We start from the raw sequence: 23,956 nt of genomic DNA on the forward strand, positions 1-23,956 counted from the left end.
GGTTAGGAGTGGGACGGCTCGCAACCGCCCAGCGGGGTGTCAGGAGTGGAACGGGCAGTGGTCGTGGGTGTTGGAGCGTGGAACGGCCCGGAGCTGTTGGGGCTCCGGGCCGTTTCAAAGGTCGCCTGACCGAGGTTGTGACCCGGGCAGGCCTGTGCCGCTAGGGGTTGCCGTTCGGGTCGCCGCCCGGTTCTTCCCGCCTGCAGGCGGGATGGTTCTGGTTCTCGGGCTTCTCGCACCACCAGGTCTTGTCGCCCTCGGGTGGGAGGTTCGGGTTGCAGCCGAGTGGCAGGCCGTACTCGTTGCAGGGCTGGCCCTGTCCCGGCGACGGCGTCGGGGACGACGGGCCGGGGGACGGCGACTGGCAGCCCGGCGTCGGGCGGCCCGGCTCGCAGGTCGGGCGCTCCGACGGGGACGGCGTCGCCGACGTGCTCGGCGCCGGCTTCGGCTTCGCCCACGGGGCGATCTTGCCGCCGTTGACGGGCGGGGCGAACTGCGCGATCTCCTTGCCGTCCAGCGCCTTCGTCATGAAGCGCTTGAACAGGTCGGCGGGGACGGTACCACCGTAGACCTGGCTGTAGTTGCCGACGCCGACCAGCGACTGGCGGATGCCCTTCTTGTCCTGTCGCCACATCGCCACCGACGTCGCGAGCTGCGGGGTGAACCCGACGAACCAAGCTGACTTGTTCTCGTCCGTCGTACCGGTCTTGCCGGCCACCGGCCGGACGCCGAGGCTCGCGCGCTTACCGGTACCGGACGTGACGACCGCCCGCATCGCCGACGTGGCGTCCCTCGCGACGCCCTCCGTGAACGCCTGCGTGGGCTTCTGCCAGGGCAGCTTCTCCAGGACGTCGCCGCGCGAGTTCGTGACCGGGTTGCCCCGCTGGTCGGTGATCTTGGCGATGACGTGCGCCTGGCGGTGCTTGCCCTCGGCGGCGAACGTCGAGTACACCGACGCCATCGTGACGGGGCTCGTGTCGATGACGCCGAGCGGCAGCGACGTGTAGGTCGGGTTGAGGTTGTCGGTCTTCTCCGGGATGCCCATCTTCTTGGCCATGTCGATGACGTTGCTCAGCTGGACCTTCTGCCCGAGCTCGACATACGACGTGTTGATGGACATCGCCGTCATCTGCTTGAGGTTGTAGACCCCGTTCTCCGACTTGCTGTCGTTGGTGAACGTCGCGCCGTTGATGGTCCGCTTGTAGCTGCCGTCCATCGTCGTCTGCAGGCTGACGCCCTGGTCGAGCGCGGTGGCCAGCACGATCGGCTTGAACGACGAACCCGGCTGCACCAGGCCCTGGAAGGAGTTGTCGAACTGCTGCTTGCGGTAGTCGGGACCGCCGTAGGCGGCGACCACCCCGCCCGTCTTCGGGTCGACGGTGGCGAGCCCGAACTTGATCTCCGAGCCGAGCCCGTTCTCCTGCTTGATCTGCTTGACGGCCTTGTTGGTGTAGTCCTGCAGCTGCTTGTCGAACGTCGTCGTGATCTTCAGGCCCTTGGAGTAGATCGACTCGTCGATGCCGAGCTGCTCCAGCTCGTTCATCACGCGGTCCTGCAGGTAGCCGGTGTTCTCGTCGTCCGGGACGTCGCTCCAGTTCTTCTGCGTCTGCGGGAACTTCGCCGCGGCGCGCTTGCCGGAGTCGAGCCAGCCCTGCTCGACCATCCCGTCGAGGACGTAGCCCCAGCGTTGGATCAGCGCCTGCTTGGCCGGGTTGGACGCCGGGCCGTAGGTGGCGAAGTACCCCGGACGCTGGATCAGCGCCGCCAGCATCGCCGCCTCCGACTCGCTGATCTCGGTGACCGGCTTGTGGAAGTAGGCGCGGGACGCCGCCTGGATGCCGTACGAACGGCGCCCGAACGGGACCGTGTTGAGGTACAGCTCGAGGATCTTCTCCTTCTTCATCTCCTTGCCCAGCCGGACGGAGATGAGGATCTCCTTGAGCTTGCGGCTGACCGTCCGGTCCCGGCTGAGGGTGGCGTAGTAGTTCCGGGCCATCTGCTGGGTGATCGTGGAGGCGCCCGCGACGTCCCCGCCCGTCATGGCGCGGAAGAACGCGCCCGCGATGCCGGTCGGCGAGATGCCGGGCTCGGTCCAGAACCCGCGGTCCTCGGCGGCGAGCACTGCGTTCTGCACGTGCTTGGGGACGTCCTTCAGCGGGATGTCCTCGCGGTGGGTGCCGAGCCGGGCGAGGGGCGACCCGTCCGAGAACGTGATCAGCGACTCCTGGCGGAGCGCGTCCTGCTGCTTCTCGGTCGGGATCGGGGTGTTGGCGTACGCGACGATGACGAGCGTCGCCATCCCGAGGATCAGCACGCTGATGACGGCGACGACGACCTTCCAGGACGGGACGTACCGCCGCCAGCCGGTCTTCTCCGGGTCGTCGTCCGACCGTTTGCCGCGTCCGCTCCAGAATCCGTCGCGCCTGCCGCGGGAACCTTCGCGCCTGCCGCGGGATGTGTCGTCCCTGCCCCAGAAGCCTTCGTCCCCGCCGTCATCGCCGCCGGAGCCGCCGCGCCTGCCGAACCCGCCGAAGCCGCCGCCGCCGGAGCCTCGTCCGCCGCCGCCGCGTCCACCGGGACCGCCTGGACCTCCCGGACCGCCGGGCACTCCGGCGCCGCCCGGGGCTCCGCCCCGGCTCGGCCGGCCTCCCGGTCCCGAACGCATCGCGGACGGTGCGCCACGGCGCCGACCGCCGCCGCCTCCGCCGCCGCCGATTCTCGCGGGGCCGCCGCCCCGTCCGCCCGACCTGCCGCCGCCGCCTGGGCGCGGGGTCCGGCCGGGCGTGCCGGACGGTCCGCCGCGCGGCGCACCGGCGGACGCGCCCGAACCACCGGAGCGGGGGGTTCCCCTCCGGTCAGGGCCATCTCCGAATTCCGGTCCGTATGGGCTTCGGTTACTCACGCGACCTCATCAACTGGGGTACGGCTGTGCGTCGTCAGAGAGTACTGCGCCCCCGTAGGCGCGGGGGCCCAGGCGGCAAGGCCCGTCTGGCCCCGGGCGCTTGGACGCGCTCGGTCACGCCCGCTGGCGTGCGGCGACTCCGGAACATGCTTCATGTCACACCACCGCCTCCACCGGACGGTTCGGACGGGACGCCCCCCGGGTTCATTCCGGCGGCCTCGTCACGGGGAACAGCGGCGCGACGCTCGCCGTGCTGGGCTCGTTCAGGCCGCCGCCGTCGCCGCCCCTCCGCAGCCGGCAGGCGGGGTGGCCCTGGTGCAGGTTGCACCACCACCGCGGCGGCGGGTCGCTCGGCGGCTTGTTCGGGTTGCAGTTGGGCTCCGGGAACGGCGACTGGCACGGCTGGTTGTTGCCCCCGCCGGGGCCTCCGCCGCCGTCGCCGTCGTCCTGGCAGCGCGGGTCGTACTCGCCGAGCGGGCCGTCGCACCACGGCGGCCTGTCGTCCTTCTTCTTCTCCGGCGGCTTCGCCCATTTCTGGACGATCCCGCCCCACGCCGGCGGCGGGAACTGCCTGGCCTCCACGCCGCGCAACGCGTCCGACATGTAGGACCGCCAGATGCGCGCCGGGATCGTGCCGCCCTCCACCTCGCCGATCCCCGGCAGGATCACCGACTTCTTCTTACCGTTCGGCCCCACCGAGTCGTTGTAGAGCGTCACCGCGGTGGACACCTGCGGCACGTACCCGATGAACCACGACGAGACGTTCCGGTCGGTAGTCCCGGTCTTGCCGGCCGCCTGGCGGCCGTCGGGCAGCCGCGCGGCCGTCGCCGTACCGCCGTTGATGACCTGCTGCATCGCGTACGTGGCGTCCGCGGCGACCTTCGAGGTGAAGACGCGGCGCTTCTCGTACTTCGGCCGCAGCCGCAGCGTCTTGTTGTCCGTCTGCTTGACCTGGCGGATCACGTGCGGCTGGTGGTACACGCCGCCGTTGGCGAACACCGCGTACCCGGCCGCTTGCTCGATCGGACGGATGTTGTTGACGCCCAGCGCCAGGTTCAGGCAGCACTTGTGCGGCTTCAGCAGGTCGCCGGCGATCCCGGCGTCCGTCTCCGTCTTGATCACTTCTTCGATGCCGACCTTGCCCATCAGCTGGAGGAACGCGGTGTTGACCGACTCCTCCGTCGCCGTGATGAGGTTGACCGCCGGAGCCACGTTGTGTGAGTTCGGGACCTTCACCCCGCTCGGGTCGCCGACCGGCACGACCTCGCCCTCCGGGTTGATCGGGATCTTCGACCGGCCCTCCACCATGCTCTTCAGGCTGTAGTTCTGCTTCAGCGCCGTCGCCAGCACGTACGGCTTCATCGCCGACCCCGCCTGCGCCGACCCCTGCCACACGTTGTTGAACGCCTGGTCCAGATAGTCGGGGCCGCCGTAGAACGAGACGACCTCGCCGTTCGCCGTGTTCACCGACACCAGCCCGACGCGGATCTTCTTCTTCGCCAGCTTCTTCGGGTTCACCTGCGGGACCGTCTGCTCCGCCGCCCGCTTGGCCATCGCCATCCGCTTGCGGTCGAACGTCGTGTAGACGCGCAGGCCCTTGGTCGTCAGCTCCTTGTCGTCGATCCCGAGGCGGCGCAGCTCCTCCTTGGCGCGCATCAGCATGTAGCCGCGCTGGCCGCCGTACAGCTGGTTGCCCTTGCCCGCCTCATTGATCTTTGGCAGGCGCTGCTTGTACTTGTCGGCGTCGGCCTGGCTGAGCTTGCCCATCTTGACCAGGCCGTCGAGCGTGTACTGATACCGCCCGGTCACCCACGTCTGGTTGCCCTTCTCGCCCGGGTCGCGGTTCGGGTTCTGGATGATGCCGCCGAGGAACGCCGCCTGGTCGGGCTTGAGCTTCCACACGTCCGTCCCGAAGTACTCGCGGGACGCCGCCTGCATGCCGTACGTGTCGCGGCCCATGTAGATGGTGTTCAGGTACAGCTTGAGGATCTCGTCCTTGGTGTGCTTGTCCTCCAGCTTCAGCGAGATGAACAGCTCCTTGAACTTCCGGTTCATCGTCCGGTTGTTCGGGTCGGAGTAGTAGTTCTTCGCCAGCTGCTGCGTGATCGTGGACCCGCCGCCCGATCCGCCGGTCAGGTTCTTCCACACCGCCCGCGTCGTGCCCTTGACCGAGAACCCTGGGTCGGTGCGGAAGCTGCGGTTCTCCGCCGCGAGGACCGCGTCCTGGACGATCGGCGGCACCTTGTTCAGCTCGACGCTCTGCCGCTTCTTGCCGATCCGTCCGATCTCGGCGCCGTCGGTGTAGTAGAAGATCGACGCCTGGTCCTCGACGCCGGCCACCGTGGGCTCCTCGGGCGTCGGCGTGTTCGTGTACGCGACCCAGATCAGCGTGATGAACGCGGCGAACCCGAGCCCGCAGACACCGGCCACGACCTTCCAGGACGGGATGTACTTGCGCCATCCCGTTCCCCGGGACCGCAGGTGATCGACAAAGCTCGTCTTGGTCGGCCCCGGCCGTCCAGGCCCACCGGGTCCACCGGGCCCGCCCGGTCCACCCGGTCCACCCGGTCCACCTGGACCTCCTGGGCCGCCGGGCCGTCCGGGGCCGCCCGGGCCGCCGGGGCTGCCCGACCGGTGCGCCGCGCGCGTGCCTCCGCCGCGGAACTTCCCGGCGACCTTCGACCCGAGGTCCTGTCCGAGCTTTCCGAGTCCGTTGAGCTTCTCCTTGACGCCGTTGCCCGCGGCCGTCCCGAACCCGGCCATACCGGCGGCACCCGCGGCGCCACCGGCCATCCCCGGACCACCGGGTGCACCGGCGGCATGCCTCCCCGTCCGAGCTCCCGGCCCAGGCGGACGTCCCATCCCGGACGCGCCCGGCGCCCCAGGCGCATTCGGCGTCCGAGGCCCACCCGGCCCCATCGGCACATTCGGCCCGCCGGGACCGCTCATCCCCGGACCACCCGGACCACGCCCTCCAGCCGAAGCACCACCCATAGGAGACCCGACCGGCCCACCGGGCCCACCGGGCCCACCGAAGCCGCCGGGCATATTCGGCCCTCCGGACACGGCACCGCCACCCGGCGTCCCCGCACCACCGACCCTGCCGCCCGGCATCCCCGGCCCGTTCAACGACCCGTGACCGCCAGCACCCCCAACTCCACCCGGCCCACCGGACATCCCAGAACCACCCGGCACCCCAGACACACCAGAACCACCCGGCGTGCTGGTCGAACCAGAGCCGCCCGGCACCCCGGACATGCCCGAACCGCTCGGCGTTCCGGGCAGACCAGGGCCGCTCGGCGTCCCGGACGGACCAGAGCCGCTTGGCGTCCCGGACGGACCAGAGGCGCTCGGCGTTCCGGATGGACCGGGACCGCTCTGCCATCCGGATCCGCCGGGGTTGCTTCGCGTGCCTGCGTCGCCGAAGGACCCAAGTCCTTCGGGCGCGGTCGCCCCTCCCGGATCACTCGGCGCGCCCGGTGCGCTCGGGGGCGGGGACGTCCAAGAGCCGCCCACCGCGCTGCCACCCTCGGGGAGCGTCGCTCCACCGGGTGACTCACCCCGCCCGAAGTCGCTCGACGAGTTGGAACCGGCCGACGCGCCGCCGCCTCCGCTCAGCGCGCCCGGTCCACCCAGCCCTTCGGACCCGGCGGACGCTCCCAATCCAGGGAATCCCGCCCCGCCCGACGAGCCGAAGTCACCGGACGGGCTCGATCCGCCCGACGGCGCAGCGCCTCCAATGAGCGGGTCCGGCCGTTCGGGTCCGGCGGACGCCTCCAAGCCGGGGAAGCCCGGCACGCCGGAGCCGCCCGGCCCAGTCGGCGCGCTCGGTCCTCCAGGCCCGGCGGACGGCCCCAGGCCGGGGAAGCCCGGCTCGTTCAGAGCGGAGGCGCCCGGGGAGCTCGGCTCCGGCGGCAGGCCCATGCCTCCCGGCGTGCTGGGCCCGGCGGACGCGGCGCTTCCGCTGAGCGTGCCCGGCTCGTTGGACATGCCGTGGCCGGGCGGTGCGCCGGGGTCGGACGGACCGGACGATGTGGGGGCGGCGCCCGGAAGCGAGTGGCCGCCCATGAAGCTCGGGACGTGGTCCTGCGGCCCGGCCGGTGTCCCCGGCTCGCCTGGCGCGGCTGACTCGGGGTGGGCACCCGGCTGCCCGGGGTCGCCGGAGTCGCCGGGACGGGGGTTCTGCTGCCCGCCCGGCCTCTGCGACCCGGGTTCCGGTCGGGGCTGGCTTGGATTACTCACGCGACCTCATCAACAGGGGACAACGGTTGTTGCCGAGGGCCGGGGTCACCCACCGGCTTAGAGCGGCTGTGCGCCGTCCGAAGCGTACTGTGCAGGCTGCTGAGCGGGGGGAGCGTGTGTACGGCGAATGGGCGTCCTGGCTGGTCAACGCCCCGGCCGGACGCTGCGGCCGGTGGATCCTCCTTGTTCGTCTACCGCTCGGGGCTGTGCTCCCCATGACCGAGTACGTACGACATCGCCAGGTGGTTCCATGCGCAACTTTGACACACTTCCACCACATACACCCTGAATTCGCCGTATTTGCGATCCATCTCGGCGAGTTCGGCGGTGGCCTTCACGCGTCCCGCGTAGCGTCCCAGTTCGTCGCCGTACACGTACGTGACATGCGTGAGCAGGTCGAACTCGCAGACGGGGCACGACCGGCCGGCGGGCTCGCCGTGGTGCTTGGCGGCGCGCAGCAGGTAGGGATGGGCATCGCAGACGTCTTCCCTGGTCAGCGCCCCAGATCTCAGCTCGGAGAGGGCCGCGCGCTTCGCCAGGCCGTAGTCGACGACGAGCCTCGGCCTCATGATCGGTTCCGGCGCCGCATACGGGAAGCGTAGGTCCAGCCGGGCCGGTGGGGCAGGGCCCGACTTGCCAGGACGGCCCGCGCTACGTATCGTGGCGATGTATCGAGTCGATACATTAGCTCGATACATCGGATCGAGACATCCGGCTCTGCGGAGGTGGGACGATGGCGGCCAGGAAGGGCGCGGGCGTGCTGGAGCTCGCCGTGCTCGGTCTGCTGCACGAGTCCCCGATGCACGGGTACGAGCTGCGCAAGCGGCTCAACACCCTGCTGGGCATGTTCCGCGCCTTCTCGTACGGATCCCTCTACCCGTGCCTCAAGCAGCTGCTCGCGAGCGGGCTGATCATCGAGGACCGGCCGGAGGAGCCGAACACGGCGCTGGCGCTGCAGAGCCGCCGGTCGAAGATCGTCTACAAGCTCACCGCGGACGGAAAGGAGCGCCTGCAGGAGCTCCTGACCGAGGCCGGTCCGGCGTCGTGGGAGGACGAGGGGTTCGGCGTGCACTTCGCCTTCTTCTCGCACACCCGCGCCGACGTCCGGCTGCGGATCCTCGAAGGCCGGCGCAGCCGGCTGGAGGAGCGCCTCGAGAGCGTCCGGGCCGCCCTGGCGCGGACTCGCGAGCGGGTCGACTCCTACACCCTGGAGCTGCAGAACCACGGGCTGGAGTCCGTCGAACGCGAGGTCAGGTGGCTCAACGAGCTGATCGGACGTGAACGGGCCGAGCAGGAACAGCAAGCCAGAGAGTACGAAAACCGACAGGACAAGCCTCGGGACAAGGGCCGCTGACGGCGACCCACCTGGGACGGGTGAATCCCACCTCAGGTCCCCCGCGCGGAGACGGCGTTCGCCGTCCCGGCGGGCGAGGATCTCAACCGCAAGAGAGAAGGAGCAACCGGATGGGTTCGGTGCGCGTAGCCATCGTGGGTGTGGGCAACTGCGCCTCTTCGCTCGTCCAGGGTGTCGAGTTCTACAAGGACGCGACCCCCGATAAGCGAGTCCCTGGCCTGATGCACGTGCAGTTCGGCGACTACCACGTGGGCGACGTCGAGTTCGTCGCGGCGTTCGACGTGGACGCCAAGAAGGTCGGGATGGACCTGTCCGAGGCCATCCACGCCAGCGAGAACAACACGATCAAGTTCGCCGACGTCCCGCCGACCGGCGTGACCGTCCAGCGCGGCCCCACCTTCGACGGCCTCGGCGAGTACTACCTGAACCTGGTCGAGGAGTCGGACGCCGAGCCGGTCGACGTCGTCCAGGCGCTGAAGGACGCCAAGGTCGACGTGCTGGTTTCGTACCTGCCGGTGGGCTCGGAGGACGCCGACCGCTTCTACGCCCAGTGCGCGATCGACGCGAAGGTCGCGTTCGTGAACGCCCTGCCGGTGTTCATCGCCAGCGACCCCGAATGGGCCCAGAAGTTCACCGACGCCGGCGTCCCGATCGTGGGCGACGACATCAAGTCGCAGGTCGGCGCGACCATCACGCACCGCGTGATGGCCCGGCTGTTCGAGGACCGCGGAGTCGAGCTGCTGCGCACGTACCAGCTCAACTTCGGCGGCAACATGGACTTCATGAACATGCTGGAGCGCAAGCGGCTCCAGTCGAAGAAGATCTCCAAGACGCAGTCGGTGACGTCGCAGATCCCGCACGAGATGGCGAAGGCGGACGTGCACATCGGTCCGTCCGACCACGTGCCGTGGCTGGACGACCGCAAGTGGGCGTACGTCCGGCTGGAGGGCAAGTCGTTCGGCGACACGCCCCTCAACCTGGAGTACAAGCTGGAGGTCTGGGACTCGCCGAACTCCGCCGGCGTGATCATCGACGCGGTGCGCGCCGCGAAGATCGCCAAGGACCGGGGCATCGGCGGGCCGATCCTGTCGGCGTCGTCCTACTTCATGAAGTCGCCGCCCGAGCAGTACAACGACGACCAGGCGCACGACGCCGTGGAGCAGTTCATCCGCGGCGAACTCGACCGCTGACGCCCGGCCGCGACGCCCGGCCACCGCACCCGCGGTCGGCGGGCGGCGCCCGCGGTCGAGGACGGCGGCATCCGCCGTTGAGGACGGCCGCCGGCACTCCGAGGTCGAGGACGGCTCCGGCGAAGGTCTGGGGTTCGTCTCCGCACGATGAGGCGGCCCAGGGTCTCGCCACACAGTTCAAAAGGACGCCCTGGCAGTGGACATCCACTGTCAGGGCGTCCTTACATCCGTAGAGCTTCTCTAGAGAAAACGGTGATGTACCGGCTCTTTGTCACGCTCTGGCCCTACTGTGACACCGCCGGTGACTGCGCGCCAGGTTCCGAGTCTTGAGGTGAGAACGCGATGGCACGCGAGATGTTCAAGGTGACAGTGGGGCTGACGGGGCTCGTGCTCGGGCTGACCGGATGCGCGGGAGGAGGTGACGACGCGTCCGCGGCGGGACGGCCCCGCGACGGCGGCACGCTGCGGGTCGTCGGCTCGTCCGACGTCGAGCACCTCGACCCCGCGTCCGTCGCGAGCGTGGGCGCGTACGGGCTCGCCCGCACGTTCGCGCGGACGCTCTTCGGGACGCGGGCGTCCAACGACTTCCGGGAGACGATCGACGTGCGGCCCGACGTGGCCGCCCGCGTCCCGACCCGGGAGAACGGCGACGTCAGCAAGGACCACCGCACCTACACCGTGCGCCTGCGGACGGACGTCCGGTGGAACACGAAGCCGCCGCGGCCGGTGACGGCGCACGACTTCGTCCGCGGCTTCGAGCGGCTCTGCAACCCGGCGTCCCCGTCCGGCGGCAAGGGCTACTTCACGTCCACGCTCAAGGGCATGGACGCGTTCTGCCGCGGCTTCGGCGCCGTCGACGCCCAGGACGCCGGGGCGATCGCCGCCTACCAGCGCGATCACGAGATCGCGGGGGTCCGCGCGAAGGACGACGCGACGCTCGTGTTCGAGTTAGAGCGGCCCGCCAGCGACTTCCTCAACCTCCTCGCGCTGCCGTACACGGCCGCGGCGCCGCAGGAGTACGACCGGTACGTCCCGGACGGACCGGAGTTCCGCCAGCACACCATCTCGGACGGCCCGTACCAGATCACCGAATACCGGCCGGGCACGTCCTACGTTCTCACCCACAATCCGGCGTGGCGGCCGGGCAGCGATCCGCTCCGCGAACGGCATGTGGAGAAGATCCGGATCACGCTCGGGCAGGACTCGCCGGAGGCCGTCCAGCAGCAGATCGAACAGGGCGTCGCCGACCTCGCGTGGGACCAGCCCGTCCCGACGTCCGCGCTGCCGCGGCTCCGTGACGACTCCCGCTTCGCGATCATGGAAACGCCGAGCAACAGCCCCTACCTGGTGTTCAACACGCGCAGCCCCAGCAACGGCGGCGCACTCGGCAAGCGGGAGGTCAGGCAGGCGCTGGAGTACGCCGTCGACCGCAGCGCCCTCATCAAGATCGTCGGTGGCCCGGCGGTGGCGAAGGCCCTGCACACGGTGATCCCGCCGGGCAACTCCGGATACGCGCCCGCCGACCACTACCCCACGCCGAACGATTCCGGCGACCCCGGCAAATGCCGCGCCCTCCTCGCCCGGACGGGCCACTCCGCCCTCACGCTGAGATTCCCGTACCGCACAAACAGCGTGCACAAGCTGATCGCCCAGTCCGTCGCGGAGAACCTCGACGCCTGCGGCGTGAAGACCGAGCTCGCCGCCGACTCCGGCGGCTCCTTCTACGCCGGCACGATCGCCACCCCCGCGAAGGCCGCCGCGGGCGAATGGGACATCGCCGCCCCCGGCTGGACGCCCGACTGGTACGGCAACAACGGCCGCTCGATCATCCAGCCGCTGTTCGACGGGCGCGCCTACGGGCAGAACTCCACCAACTACGGCGGCTACGACAACCCGCAAGTCAACGCCCTCATCGACGCCGCGCTCACGGCGTCCGACCCGGCCCGCGCCGCGACCTGCTGGCGGCAGGCCGACGAGAAGATCATGGCGGACGCCGCGATCGTCCCACTGCTCAACCGCTCCCAGACGATCTTCCGCTCGTCCCGCGTCCACGGCACCCGCTTCCTCCCCACCACGGCCGCCTACGACTACACCCGCCTCTGGCTGACCTAACCCACCACCCCACGCCCTGACCCACCCACGCAGGCCAAACACCCCGACCCGAAACGCTGACCTCGCCACACCGACCCAGCCACGCAGGCCGACGCGCTGACCCGACGCGCTGACCCGACGCGCTGACCCGACGCGCTGAGCAGCCACCCTGAGTTCGCCACGCTGGCTGACACGCTGAGCCAGCCACCCTGAGCTCACCACGCTGGCTGACACGCTGAGCCAGCCACGCTGGGCTGGGTGCGCTGAGCTGGCCACGCTGGGCTGGTGCGCTGAGCTGGCCACGCCGACCGAACGTCTAACCTGATCGGGTGAGGGCTGCCGAGCTGCCGGGGATTCTGCGGGGACGTGATTTCCGGCGTCTCTATGCCACGCGGCTGGCCTCGCAGCTGACCGACGGCGTCTTCCAGGTCGCCCTCGCGGGATACGTCTTCTTCTCGCCCGAGCGGCAGACGACCGCGGCCAAAGCGGCGGCGGCGTTCGCGGTGACGCTGCTGCCGTATTCGGCACTCGGGCCGTTCGCGGGCGTGTTCATCGACCGGTGGCGGCGGCGACAGATCCTGGTGTGGACGCCGATCCTTCGCGCCGTGCTGGTCCTGGTCGTGGCGGGCCTCGTCGCGGCCGGAGTGGACGGTCCGGGCTTCTTCATCGGCGTGCTCACCGTCCTCGGCGTGAACCGGTTCTTCCTCGCGGCGCTGTCGGCGGCGCTCCCGCACGTAGTGCGGCGCGACCACCTGGTGACGGCGAACGCGTTCTCGGTCACGTCCGGGACGATCATCGCGTTCATCGGCGGCGGCGCCGGCTACCTCCTCCGGCGCGTCTTCGGCTCCGGGAACTACGGGACGGGACTGATCCTCGTGGCGGCGGCCGGGATGTTCCTCGCCGCCGGGGTGATCGCGACGACGCTGCCGAAAAGACTGCTGGGGCCGCACCCGGCCGAGGACGCCGTTTCCGGCGGCGAGGCCGCCGTCACCGTGGCCGTCCGTCCGGACGCGCCGCGGGTCCGGGAGGCGCTCGGCACCGTGATCGACGGCCTCGTGGACGGGACCAGGCACATCGCACGCCGACCGCAGGCGGCGCTGGCGCTCGGCGCGATCTCCTTCCACCGGTTCCTGTACGGCATCGTCCTGATCATGACGCTGCTGCTGTGCCGGAACCATTTCGCCGACGACCCCGACACCGGCCTCCGAACCTTCGCGATCATGCTCGGGGTCTCCGGCGCCGGCTACTTCACCGCCGCGCTGATCACCCCGCCGGTGGTGCGGCGGATCAGCAAGCAGGCATGGGTGGCGTGGCTGCTCGGCGCCGCCGCGCTGAGCCTGCTCGCGCTCGGGATGCCGTTCGCCGAACGTTCCTGGGCGGCGGGCTCGTTCGTACTCGGCGTCGTGTCGCAGGGCGTGAAACTGTGCGTCGACACGACCCTGCAGGAAACGATCGAGGACGCCTACCGGGGACGGGTGTTCGCCGTCTACGACATGCTGTTCAACGCCATGTTCGCCGCCGCGGCGGCCGCCGCGGCGACCTGGCTCCCCTCGGACGGACGCGCCGGACTCACCCTCCTCGCCGTCATCGCCGCCTACGCCGCCGGCGCCGTCGCCTACCGCACGGCCGCCGCCCGCCGCCCCGCCCACGCCCTCCGCTAGCACCCACGAATCGTTTTGTCAGAGGCGCATGCTGTAGTCGTCTCATGACCCACCGTCACAAATCAGCGTCACAACCCCAGCCATCACCAAGAACGGCACCCCAACCACCTCGCCCACCACCACGAGAGAGCCACCGCCGACGGGCAAGCCGCCACCAGACGCGAGACCACACACAAGCCACCACCAGCCGCAAGGCCACATGCAGACCGCCGCCTGACGCGCGGCCACGCGCGGGCCGCCGCGAGAGGCGTGGTCACTCCCCAGACCGCGGCCACTGCCCGGATGGGACCGCAGGCGGGTGGAGGTGGGCAGGGTGTAGCCAGGCCACGCGCGAGCCGCCCGCTAGACGCGAGACCACGGGCGGGCCGCCGCGAGAGGCGTGGTCACTCCCCAGACCGCGGCCACTGCCCGAATGGGACCGCGGGCGGGGTGGAGGTGAGCGGGGTGTAGCCAAGCCATGGGCGAGCCGCCAACAGACGCGCGGTCACGCGCGAGCCGCCGCCAGACGCCAGGCCACGCGCGAGCCGCCCACTAGACGCGAGGCCGCAGGCGGCCGCCAGACGCCAGGCCATGCGTGAGCCGCCCGCTTGACGCGAGGCCACGGGCGGCCGCTAGACACGAGGTCAGGCGCGGGTCGTCGCTTGACGCGAGGCCGCAGGTGGGGCGTCGCTAGAGGCGCGGCCACTCCCGAGAGCGGGGCCACTGCCCGGGTGGGGCCGGGGGCGGGCGGGATGCGTCCGGTCACGTCATTGGTGGAGGTGGCTGGGCGTGGGGTGGGGCACCTAGAGGGAGTCGGCGACGGCGTTGAGCGCGTCGGCGATGTGGTGGACCTCGTCGTCCGTGCAGACATACGGCGGCATCGTGTAGATCAGCTTGCCGAACGGGCGGAGCCAGACTCCGTGCGCCATGGCGATCTCCTGGACGGACGGGACGTCCACCGGCTCGCGCGCCTCCACCACCCCGATCGCGCCGAGGACGCGGACGTCCGCCACGCCCTTGAGCTCGGCCGCGCCGCGCAGTTCACTGGTCAGGATCGCCTCGATGGCGTCGACCTCGTCCCGCCAGTCGCGCGACAGCAGCAGGTCGATGGACGCGGACGCGACGGCCGCGGCCAGCGGGTTGGCCATGTACGTCGGCCCGTGCATGAGGACGCCCGCCTCCCCCGACGTGATCCCGTGCGCGACGCGATCGGTGCAGAGGGTGGCGGCCATGGTCAGGTATCCGCCGGTCAGCGCCTTGCCGAGGCACATGATGTCGGGGACGACCTCGGCGTGGTCGCAGCCCCACAGCTCACCGGTCCGGCCGAACCCGGTGGCGATCTCGTCCAGGACCAGGAGGAGCCCGTGCTCGTCGGCGATGGCGCGGAGCGCGTCCAGATACTCGGGCGCGTAGAACCGCATGCCGCCCGCGCCCTGCACGACCGGCTCCACGATGATCCCGGCGAGCTCGTCCACGTGCTCGGCGGCCAGGCGCGACAGGCCGTCCAGGTACTCGGCGTCGGGTTCGGCGGAATACCCGAGCGGCGGCGGCGGCGCGAACACGTGCCGCGCGAGGACGTCGCTGAACAGGTGATGCATGCCGTTCACCGGGTCGCAGACCGCCATGTCGCCGAACGTGTCGCCGTGGTACCCGCCGCGGACCGTCAGCAGCCTCCGCCGCTCGGGCCGCCCCTGCGACCGCCAGTACTGCAACGCCATCTTGATCGCGACCTCGACCGCGACGGACCCGGAATCGGCGAAGAACACCTTCGTCAGCGGCTCCGGCGTGATCTCGACGAGCCGCTCCGCGAGCCGGACGGCCGGCGGATGGGTGAGCCCGCCGAACATGACGTGCGCCATCTTGCCGAGCTGCCCGGTCACGGCCGCGTTCAGCCTCGGGTGGTTGTAGCCGTGGATGGCCGCCCACCACGACGACATCCCGTCGATCAGCTCGGTGCCGTCCGCGAGGGTCAGCCGCACACCGTCCGCCGAGACCACCGGCTGGACGGGCGCGGACGAGGGCATCGGCGCGTACGGATGCCAGACGTGCTCACGGTCGAACTCCAGCATCCGCTCGGTCTCCCGCGGACTCATCCGCCCAAGTTGCAACGAGACCATCACCCCCGCCCCCCACCCTCAGACCCCGTCCCCTCGACTCCCATGCCCTCAGACCCCACCCCTTCGGCCCCTGCATCAGATGCCGCGCTCCCAGATGCGACGCCCTCCGATGCGCCCCCCTCGGACGCATTGTCCTCAGGGGCCGCGCCTTCAGGTGCCGCGCCCTCACGGGCCGCACCCTCACCGACCTCGTGCCCGGACGCCTCAGACTTCGGCGGCTCGTCCTTGCGCGTCACACCGCCGGACACCGCGCCCTCGGACGCATCGCCCTCACGGGCCGCACCCTCACCGACCTCGTGCCCGGGCGTCTCGGGCTTCGGCGGCTCGTCCTTGCGCGCGGCACCGCCGGACACCTCGCCCTTGGACGCATCGCCCTCACGGGCCTTGTGCCTGGGGGTCTCAGGCTTCGGCGGCTTGGCTTTGTGGGCGGCGCGCCTGGAGACCTCGTCCTTGGGCACTGTGCTCTTTGGCGGCTCGTCGGTGGGGAGGAGGCCCTCGGTGGTGGCCCAGTGGCGGAGTTCGGCGGCGGCCGCGTCCTTGCCGATCATGCCGCGGTCGAGGCGGACGTCGAGGAGGAAGCGGTACGCCCTGCCGACGAGCGGGCCGGGGGTGATGCCGAGGATGTCCTGGATCTCGTTGCCGTCCAGCTCCGGGCGGATCGCGGCCAGTTCCTCCTCCTGCGCGAGCCGCTCGATCCGGAGTTCGAGGTCGTCGTAGGTGCGGCGGAGCCGGTCGGCCTTGCGCTTGTTGCGGGTCGTGCAGTCGGCGCGGGTCAGCTTGTGCAGGCGGCTGAGCAGCGGCCCGGCGTCGCGGACGTACCGGCGGACGGCCGAGTCGGTCCACTCGCCGGTGCCGTAGCCGTGGAACCGCAGGTGCAGCTCGACCAGCCGCGACACGTCCGCGATGACGTCCTTGGAGTACCGCAGCGCGGTCAGCCGCTTGCGGGTCATCTTCGCGCCGACGACCTCGTGGTGGTGGAAGGAGACCCGTCCGCCCGGCTCGAAGCGGCGCGTGCGCGGCTTGCCGATGTCGTGGAGGAGGGCGGCGAGGCGCAGGACGAGGTCGGGCCCCTCCTTCTCCTGAGCGATGGCCTGCTCCAGGACGATCAGCGAGTGCTCGTAGACGTCCTTGTGCCGGTGGTGCTCGTCGATCTCCAGGCGCAGCTTCGGCAGCTCGGGCAGGACGTGCGCGGCGAGGCCGGTGTCGACGAGCAGCGCGAGGCCCTGCCGCGGGTACCGGCCGCAGATCAGCTTGGACAGCTCGTCCCTGACCCGCTCGGCGGAGACGATCTCGATGCGTCCCGCCATGTCCGTCATGGCCTGGACGACGTCCGGCGCGACCGTGAAGCCGAGCTGCGAGGCGAACCGGGCGGCGCGCATCATCCGCAGCGGGTCGTCGCTGAAGGAGTCCTCGGGGCGGCCGGGGGTCCGCAGGATCTTGTTCCGCAGGTCGACGAGGCCGCCGAACGGGTCGACGAACTCGTGCCCGGGCAGCCGCGCCGCCATCGCGTTGACTGCGAAGTCGCGGCGGCGCAGGTCCTCGACGAGGGACGTCCCGTACGACACGTCCGGCTTGCGCGACTTCGGGTCGTAGGACTCGCTGCGGTACGTCGTGATCTCCAGCTCGACGCCGTCCTTGCGGAGCCCGACCGTGCCGAACTCGATGCCGATCGTCCAGTGCGCGTCGGCCCAGCCGCGGATGATCTCCAGGGTGCGCTCGGGCGGCGCGTCGGTGGTGAGGTCGACGTCCTTGGTCGGACGGCGCAGCAGCGCGTCCCGGACGGGGCCGCCGACCAGCGCCAGCTCGTGCCCGGCCGCCGCGAACAGGGCGCCGAGGTCGTCGGCGACGGGCGCGATGCGGCGCAGCAGCTCGGCGATCGCGGTGCGCCGCGATGCCTCGGGGGTCACGTTCTGGTTGGGCACGGCCATCGAGCGTATTTCCTTGGTAGACGGGCTGACAAAGGACTTTCTGCCGATCGGCGGGGGGCCGCAAGGAGTCCTTGCGGACCGAAGCAGGACGGGACCCTTCACATGCGGCGATCCCCGAGTTACGTTCTGGGCACCCCGATGACGCCAGCGCGACCGCCGGTGAGCCTCCCGCACGACAACGGTAGCGGGATCGCCAAGGGCCACGGTCCGCCGCACCTGCGGCAGAGGCGCATGTGGAGGGTTTGCGCGATGCACGCGCAGGGTTAAACCGGACGTCTCGGGTATGTGGGGATATTCCCCGCAGAGTGCGAAGCACGGGGACAGGGACACAGGAAACCAGTTCCGGGGTGAGCGGGGCGAGAACCCCGCGGGATGGAGCCGATCATGAAGGACGCTCTCACCATCCACCGCGCGCTGCTCGAACGCGAGGCCGTGCACGAGATCGTGCGGCTGCCCGTCGCGCTGGCCCACGCCGACGAACTCCCCAAGGCGCTCGGCCTGCCCGCGGACCGCTGCCTGGTGACCTGCGTCTACTCCTGCAACTACAACGACAGCAACAGCGACGGCTACGACTACGACTACGGCAGTAGCGGCTTTCCGGGGCGGCAGTTCCTGACCGGAGTGATCGTCCCGGCGGGCGAGCGGCCGCCCCTGGACGCGGTACGGCGCGCCGTCGGCGCCGAGACCGTCCGTCCGGCCCACGCCGATGTCGTCAACGCCGTCACCGAGTACGCGGCGGGCCTCGTCTGCCCGCTCCTCCTGCCGGACGACATGCCGCTCCTCATCGACCGCCGCATCATCGACCGGCCCGTCGTGGACGGTCTTCCCACAGACAGCCTCCCCGCCGATGGCCTCCCCACTGACGACGTCCCTGCCGACGATGTCGTCTACACGGCGACCGGCGAGGCGTCGACGGCGCTCGGCATCAGAGGACGCACTCTGTACGCCCTGTGCCACGCGCAACCGGCCGACCTCTTCCGCGCCCCGTCCGCTGCCGCCCGTCCCGCCAAGCAAGGACCCCGCCACCCAGTCGCCTGACCCCGACCGGCAGGTGGGGGTTTCGCGGCTTGTGGGGGCACTGGGGACGGTGGTGTCGCGGCGGCGGCAGACCGCGGACGGACGGCGGCCGAATCCGCGCCAGACCTGGACGGGACGGTCTGATGGGACCGTCCGGCGGACTACCATCGGGGCCGTGGTGCGGGAAATCGACGCCCGCCGTCCCGAGGCGGCCGGTTCCGTGGTCGACAGCACGGCTCCGGGCGGCTCCTGGTCGGACACGGCGTGAGGACGGTCAAGCGCGCGGTCGCGCTGGCCGCCCTGCTGCCCTGCATCGCGATGGCGGCCCCCGCCACCCTGGCGTCCCCCGCCACGGCGGCGGCGCGGAAGGCCCCCGAGGCCGCGGCGCTGGCGCGGCAGCGCGCCCCGGTGGGGCTCGCGCTCACCAAGGTCGACCCGAAACCCGTCCGCGAGAACTCCCGGATCGAGATCTCCGGCCTCGCCAAGAACCGCACGGACGACCAGCTCGCCGGGCTCACCATGCGGCTGCGGTACAGCGCCCAGCCCGTCCTCAGCCGCAGTCAGCTGGACCAGTACTCGGCCGGCCAGCCGAGCCTGCTGCCCAACATCGCGCCGCAGCAGCTGCCGCTCACCGGCGTGGCCACCCCCGGCAAGACGCAGGGCTGGACGTTCAAGACCACCACCAAGGCGCTGCAACTGCGCCCCCCTGGCGGCACGCCCGGCGTGTACCCGGTGGGCGTCGAGGTGCTGAACTCCGCGCAGCAGGTGGTCGGCGGGCTGATGACGTTCCTGACGTTCATGCCGAAGCAGCGGCAGTTCAATCCGGTGGAGGTCAGCTGGGTCTGGCCGCTGATCGACCGGATGCACCGCACCAACGACCAGACCTTCTTCGACGACCAGCTCACGACGGAGATGTCGCGGAGCGGACGCCTCGGCAAGCTCGTCAACGCCGCCGCCGGGAGCGACACGCCGGTCACCTGGGCGATGGATCCGGCGCTGCTGGACGACGTCCAGCAGATGGCGTCCGGCGACTACACGGTGAAGCCGTTCGGCGGGAAACGCACCGAGAAGGAGAAGAGCGCGGTCGCGGCGTCCTGGCTGGCGGCGCTGAAGAACGCCGCGAAGAGCGACCCGTACTTCACCGTCCCGTACGGCGACCCCGACGTCGTCGCGCTCGTCCGCCACAAGACGCCGCGCGACATCGGTGTCGCCCTCGACGAGCGGAACACCGGTGTCGCGACGAAGGTCCTCGGACGTCCGGCGGACGCGCATGTCGCCTGGCCGCCGTACGGCGTCGCGGGTCCCGGCACGCTCGGGCAGCTCGCCAAGCACTCTCTGAAGGACGGCGGGACGTTCCTGATGAGCAGCTCGCAGTTCCAGGCCCCGCCGCCCGGGACGCCGCCGAACGCCACCACGACACTCCAGACGAACGCGGGTAGGAAAAACGCCGTCCTGTACGACGACAAGCTGAGCCAGATCGTCAGCAAGGGCACGGCGTCCACCGCGGGGGCGGCGCTGGCCGAACAGCGCTTCCTCGCCGAGACGGCGATGATCGCGGCGGAGACGCCGAACCTGAAGCGCACCGTCGTCGTCGCGCCCGACCGGCACTGGAACCCGGCGCCCGGCTTCGCCGAGAAGCTGCTGAGCTACACCAAGAACGCGCCCTGGCTGCGGGAGACGCCGCTGGCCAAGGCCGAGTCCGCGGCGCCGCAGGGCAGGGTCTTCAACGGCTACAACGACGACTACGAGGCGTTCGAGCTCAGCGACGCGCACCTCACGCAGACGCGCGAGATCGCCCGGCAGGCCGCGACCTTCCAGGCGATCATGACGGGCGAGATCAAGATCTCCTACGAGCGCGCGCTCCTGCGCCTGCAGTCGGTCGCCTGGCGGACGATGCCCGGCCGCGCCAAGGCGGCGCGCAGAGAGCTCGCGCGAGAGCTCGGCGACGACATGGACCGCGTCCGCATCGTCACCACCAAGAACAAACGGGTGCTGATGGGCGGCAGCTCGGGCAAGCTGCCGGTGCTCGTCGAGAACACGCTGAGCGACCAGTCCGTGCGGGTCCGCCTCGTCGCGGTCCCGACGTCGGAGAGCCGCTCGAAACTGCGGCTCGGGGCGCTCGACCCCGACGAGGCCGTGATCAACCTGAGGCCCGGGGAACGGGCCCAGCGGTGGATTCCGGCGAAGGCGGCCGGGAACGGCAACTTCCATGTGCGCCTTGAGCTGATGATCCCGGAGTCGGGCGGCCGGACGTTCGGAAGCGGCGAGACCATCACCGTTCGCACCACCGGGTACGGGCGGCTCGCCCTGGTCATCACCGGCGGCGGACTTGCCGTACTCTTCGTGGGCGTCGGAGTGCGGGCCATCAGAGCAAGGCGCCGCCGGAATTCGGAGGCAGGCGGTGACGGGTCGACCGAGATGGGACCGGCGGGGACGGCGGAACAAGGGAACGGGTACGCCGGCCCCGGGCTCCCAGGCCCCGGCCCCAGGTTCCCAGACTCCGGGTTCCCAGGCCCCGGCTCCGGATTCTCAGGACCCGCGTCCGGGACCTCAGCCTCCGGCCCCGGGTCCCCAGGGCCCGCCCCCGGGTACTCGTCCGGGTTCGCAGAGCCCGCCTCCGGGTTCGCAGAGCCCGGGCTACCCAACGGCGGGTCCGCAGCAGCGCCAGGACCGGGCCTACCCGGCGCAGAACCGTCCTCAGGACCAGGGCACTCCCCAAGCACCGGGCTACCCGGCGCAGGGCAGCCCCCAGGGTCAGGGGTATCCGACCCCCGGCACTCCTCAACAGCAACGGGGCACCCCCATGAGGCCGGGGGACCCACGGCAACAGGGCCGCTACCCGTCACAGGGCAGCCCCCAGGGATATCCGGCACGGGGCAACAGCCCTCCGGCGCCGGGCTACCCTCAGGGCCGGAGCCCCTCCCAGGGGCAGGGCCCACCGCCACCTCAGAACCCACCACCTCAAGCCCGCCCACACCAGAGCCCGCCGCCCCAGGGCCCGCCACACCAAGGCCCTCCACACCAGAGCCCGCCGCGCCCGGGCTATCCGGGACGGGGACAGCAGAGCCCGCAGACACCGCGGAACCCGGCGGGATATCCAGGCCGGCCGCCAACGGGCCAGCCTCCGACGGCACGGCCTCCGACGGCGGGAACAGCCGGAACGGCGGGGGCGGCGGCGGGAAACATGCCGCCGGGCGCCGCGAACCTCCCGGCCGAGACGGCGATTGACCTTCCCGTCCCCGGCGGCCGCGTAGGCGCCGGCGAGACGATCGTGGACGCCGTCCCCGGCAGCGCAGGCACCCCAGGCACAGGCGACGCGAACGCAGGCGACGCGAACGCGGGCGGGAAGGGCGCGTCCGGCGGCATCCTGCGCTCCGGCGCGATCATGGCCGTGGGGACGCTCGCGTCCCGCGTCACCGGGTTCCTGCGCACCGCGGTCATCGTCGCCGCGCTCGGCACCGGGCTGCTCGCCAACGCCTACAACACCGCCAACACGATCCCCAACCAGATCTACGACCTGCTGCTCGGCGGGATCCTGACCAGCGTCGTCGTCCCGCTGCTGGTCCGCGCCAAGGAACGCGACCGCGCCTACGGCGAACGGTACGAGCAGCGCGTGTTCACCCTCGCGGTGATCGGCCTCGGCGCGCTCACCGTCGTCGCGATCCTGTGCGCGCCGCTGTTCATCGACGTCCTCGCGGGCAGCTACACCGGCGACCAGCGGAAGGTCGCGATCCTCTTCGCGCAGTTCTTCCTGCCGCAGATCTTCTTCTACGGCGTCGGCGCGTTCGCCGGGGCGATCCTCAACACGCGCGGCAGCTTCGGCGCGCCGATGTGGGCGCCGGTGCTGAACAACCTCGTCGTGATCGCGGTCGGCGGCGCGTTCCTGGCGATCACGACGGGACGGGTCGACCCGTCCAACATCTCCGACGGCCAGATGCTGCTGCTGTCCCTCGGCACCACGGGCGGGATCGTCCTGCAGACGCTGGCGCTGTGGCCGTCGCTGCGCCGGGCCGGGTTCCGGTGGAGGCCCCGCCTCGACTTCCAGCGCGGCGAGATCGGCGAGGTCGCGCGGATGGCCGGCTGGACGCTGCTCTACGTCGTCGCGACCCAGGCCGGGTTCGCAGTCGTGACCGCGCTCGCGAACCGGGCCGGGAACCTCGCCGTCGACGAGGGGCTCGGCGAAGGCTACGGCTACACGCCGTACTTCAACGCCTACCAGCTCTTCCAGCTGCCCTACGCCATCGTCGGCGTCTCGGTGATCACCGCGCTGCTGCCGCGGATGAGCCGGTTCGCGGCCGAGGGCAAGACCGCCGACGTGCGCGCCGCGTTCTCCAGCGGGCTCCGCCTCTCCTCGGTGATCATCATGCCGGCGGCGGCGCTGATGCTGGTGCTCGGCCCGGAGATCACCACCGTGCTGTTCGCGCACGGGAACACCACGTCCGAGGACGCCCTGGTCATCGCGCGCGTCATGCAGATGTTCGCGATCGCGCTGGTGCCGTTCTCCACCTACCAGCTGATGCTGCGGGTCTTCTACGCCCACGGCGACACCCGGACGCCCGCGCTGGTCGGCCTCGTCTCCGTCACGTCCAACATCATCATGGCGTTCACCGCCTACAACGTCCTCGGCGTCAAGTGGATCGTGGTCGGCATCGCCGCCGGCTTCGCGGTCACCAACACGGTCGGCGCGCTCACCTGCTGGCTGGTGCTGCGCCGCAAGCTCGGCGGCATCGACGGCCGCCGCATCATCGGCGGACACCTGAAGCTGGTCGTCGCGATCTGGCCGCTGGTCGGGTTCGCCTACGCCGCGCACACCGTCGCGGACGCCGTCGGCGACACCGGCAGGCTCGTCCCGGCCCTGGTCACCTTGGCGGTCGGCTCCGCCGGCGGCGGCCTGCTGTACCTGATCTTCGCCAAGCTAATGAGGGTGGACGAGGTCCAGGCCGTGATCTCCACCTTCGCCCGGAAACTCCCCGGACGCTGACGCCGCCGACCCGGGAGCCGCGCGGCCACCGGGAGGGCCAGGCAAAGTAAAGAGGCAAAGTAAAAAGGACGCGCGGCGATAAGGCGGCCACTTGTACGAGTAGCCACTACCATGTGGGGGACTACGGCTTGCGGGGCGACACCCTGGGAAACGCAAAGAGGAGGGTCGGAGGCGTAAGCTGCCACGCCACGAACATGGGATCTGACCACCTGTCCAGGACATTGCCGTGAGCACGTCAGTCATCGAGCCCGGCACCCGCCTCGCCGGCCGCTACCGGCTCGAAAAGCGCATCAGCGACACGGGCGGATCGTCGCTCTGGAAGGCCATCGACGAGATCCTCGCGCGGGCGGTCGCCGTCCGCACCTCGATCCCGGGTTCCCCCGGATCGCCGAGGTCGTCACGTCCGCCCGGGCGGCCAGCCGGCTGACCGATCCGCGGCTCACCCAGGTCTTCGACGCCGACGACAGCGGCGAGAGCGCCTACGTCGTCAGCGA

The 23,956-nt window shown here is 70.9% G+C and carries 12 protein-coding genes and 1 pseudogene; 8 read left to right on the forward strand and 5 right to left on the reverse strand.

Annotated elements, in window-relative coordinates; genetic code table 11:
* Positions 1 to 160: 160 nt before the first annotated feature.
* The 3 genes from ACH34T_RS37875 to ACH34T_RS37885 form a co-directional block, all read right to left on the reverse strand.
* Positions 161 to 2,608, reverse strand: coding sequence for a transglycosylase domain-containing protein (locus ACH34T_RS37875; protein ID WP_396025811.1), 2,448 nt, complete (start codon positions 2,606 to 2,608; stop codon positions 161 to 163).
* 498 nt (positions 2,609 to 3,106) lie between these two features.
* Positions 3,107 to 5,695: a transglycosylase domain-containing protein gene (locus ACH34T_RS37880; protein WP_396025812.1), complete on the reverse strand. Its 2,589-nt coding sequence runs from the start codon at positions 5,693 to 5,695 to the stop codon at positions 3,107 to 3,109.
* A 1,640-nt stretch (positions 5,696 to 7,335) separates the two neighbouring features.
* Positions 7,336 to 7,713 carry a DUF5318 family protein gene (locus ACH34T_RS37885; RefSeq protein ID WP_396025813.1) on the reverse strand — a complete coding sequence of 126 codons (378 nt, stop codon included), beginning with the start codon at positions 7,711 to 7,713 and terminating at the stop codon, positions 7,336 to 7,338.
* Positions 7,714 to 7,877: 164 nt separating this feature from the next.
* Between ACH34T_RS37885 and ACH34T_RS37890 the strand changes: the two genes are divergently transcribed.
* The 4 genes from ACH34T_RS37890 to ACH34T_RS37905 all read left to right on the forward strand — a co-directional run bounded on the left by ACH34T_RS37890 (position 7,878) and on the right by ACH34T_RS37905 (position 13,440).
* Positions 7,878 to 8,498 (forward strand): helix-turn-helix transcriptional regulator, encoded by a 621-nt coding sequence (locus tag ACH34T_RS37890; RefSeq protein ID WP_396025814.1) that lies wholly within the window; start codon positions 7,878 to 7,880, stop codon positions 8,496 to 8,498.
* Between the two features lie 110 nt (positions 8,499 to 8,608).
* Positions 8,609 to 9,688, forward strand: coding sequence for an inositol-3-phosphate synthase (locus ACH34T_RS37895; RefSeq protein ID WP_396025815.1), 1,080 nt, complete (start codon positions 8,609 to 8,611; stop codon positions 9,686 to 9,688).
* 342 nt (positions 9,689 to 10,030) lie between these two features.
* Positions 10,031 to 11,800 carry an ABC transporter substrate-binding protein gene (locus tag ACH34T_RS37900; protein ID WP_396025816.1) on the forward strand — a complete coding sequence of 590 codons (1,770 nt, stop codon included), beginning with the start codon at positions 10,031 to 10,033 and terminating at the stop codon, positions 11,798 to 11,800.
* 308 nt (positions 11,801 to 12,108) lie between these two features.
* A complete protein-coding gene (locus ACH34T_RS37905) occupies positions 12,109 to 13,440 on the forward strand; it encodes an MFS transporter (RefSeq protein WP_396025817.1) in 1,332 nt (443 codons plus the stop codon).
* A gap of 782 nt (positions 13,441 to 14,222) precedes the next feature.
* Here ACH34T_RS37905 and ACH34T_RS37910 read toward each other — a convergent pair.
* On the reverse strand, positions 14,223 to 15,536 hold the full coding sequence (locus ACH34T_RS37910; RefSeq protein ID WP_396025818.1) for an adenosylmethionine--8-amino-7-oxononanoate transaminase: 1,314 nt from the start codon (positions 15,534 to 15,536) through the stop codon (positions 14,223 to 14,225).
* 488 nt (positions 15,537 to 16,024) lie between these two features.
* Positions 16,025 to 17,464, reverse strand: a pseudogene (locus tag ACH34T_RS37915) (CCA tRNA nucleotidyltransferase); the annotation flags it as partial.
* 384 nt (positions 17,465 to 17,848) lie between these two features.
* On the opposite strand from ACH34T_RS37915, the gene ACH34T_RS37920 reads away from it, so the two are divergent.
* The 4 genes from ACH34T_RS37920 to ACH34T_RS37935 all read left to right on the forward strand — a co-directional run bounded on the left by ACH34T_RS37920 (position 17,849) and on the right by ACH34T_RS37935 (position 23,889).
* A complete protein-coding gene (locus ACH34T_RS37920; RefSeq protein WP_396025819.1) occupies positions 17,849 to 18,502 on the forward strand; it encodes a YbaK/EbsC family protein in 654 nt (217 codons plus the stop codon).
* A gap of 243 nt (positions 18,503 to 18,745) precedes the next feature.
* Positions 18,746 to 21,709 (forward strand): DUF6049 family protein, encoded by a 2,964-nt coding sequence (locus tag ACH34T_RS37925; RefSeq protein ID WP_396025820.1) that lies wholly within the window; start codon positions 18,746 to 18,748, stop codon positions 21,707 to 21,709.
* Entirely contained in the window at positions 21,666 to 23,462 is a 1,797-nt protein-coding gene (murJ, locus tag ACH34T_RS37930) for a murein biosynthesis integral membrane protein MurJ (RefSeq protein ID WP_396025821.1), read from the forward strand. The genes ACH34T_RS37925 and murJ overlap by 44 nt, the downstream gene beginning before the upstream one ends.
* A 226-nt stretch (positions 23,463 to 23,688) precedes the next feature.
* A complete protein-coding gene (locus ACH34T_RS37935; RefSeq protein WP_396025822.1) occupies positions 23,689 to 23,889 on the forward strand; it encodes a hypothetical protein in 201 nt (66 codons plus the stop codon).
* Positions 23,890 to 23,956: the final 67 nt, after the last annotated feature.

Origin of the sequence: Actinomadura sp. 9N215 (genome assembly GCF_044326345.1) — a bacterium.
In the GTDB taxonomy this organism is placed as follows: domain Bacteria; phylum Actinomycetota; class Actinomycetes; order Streptosporangiales; family Streptosporangiaceae; genus Spirillospora.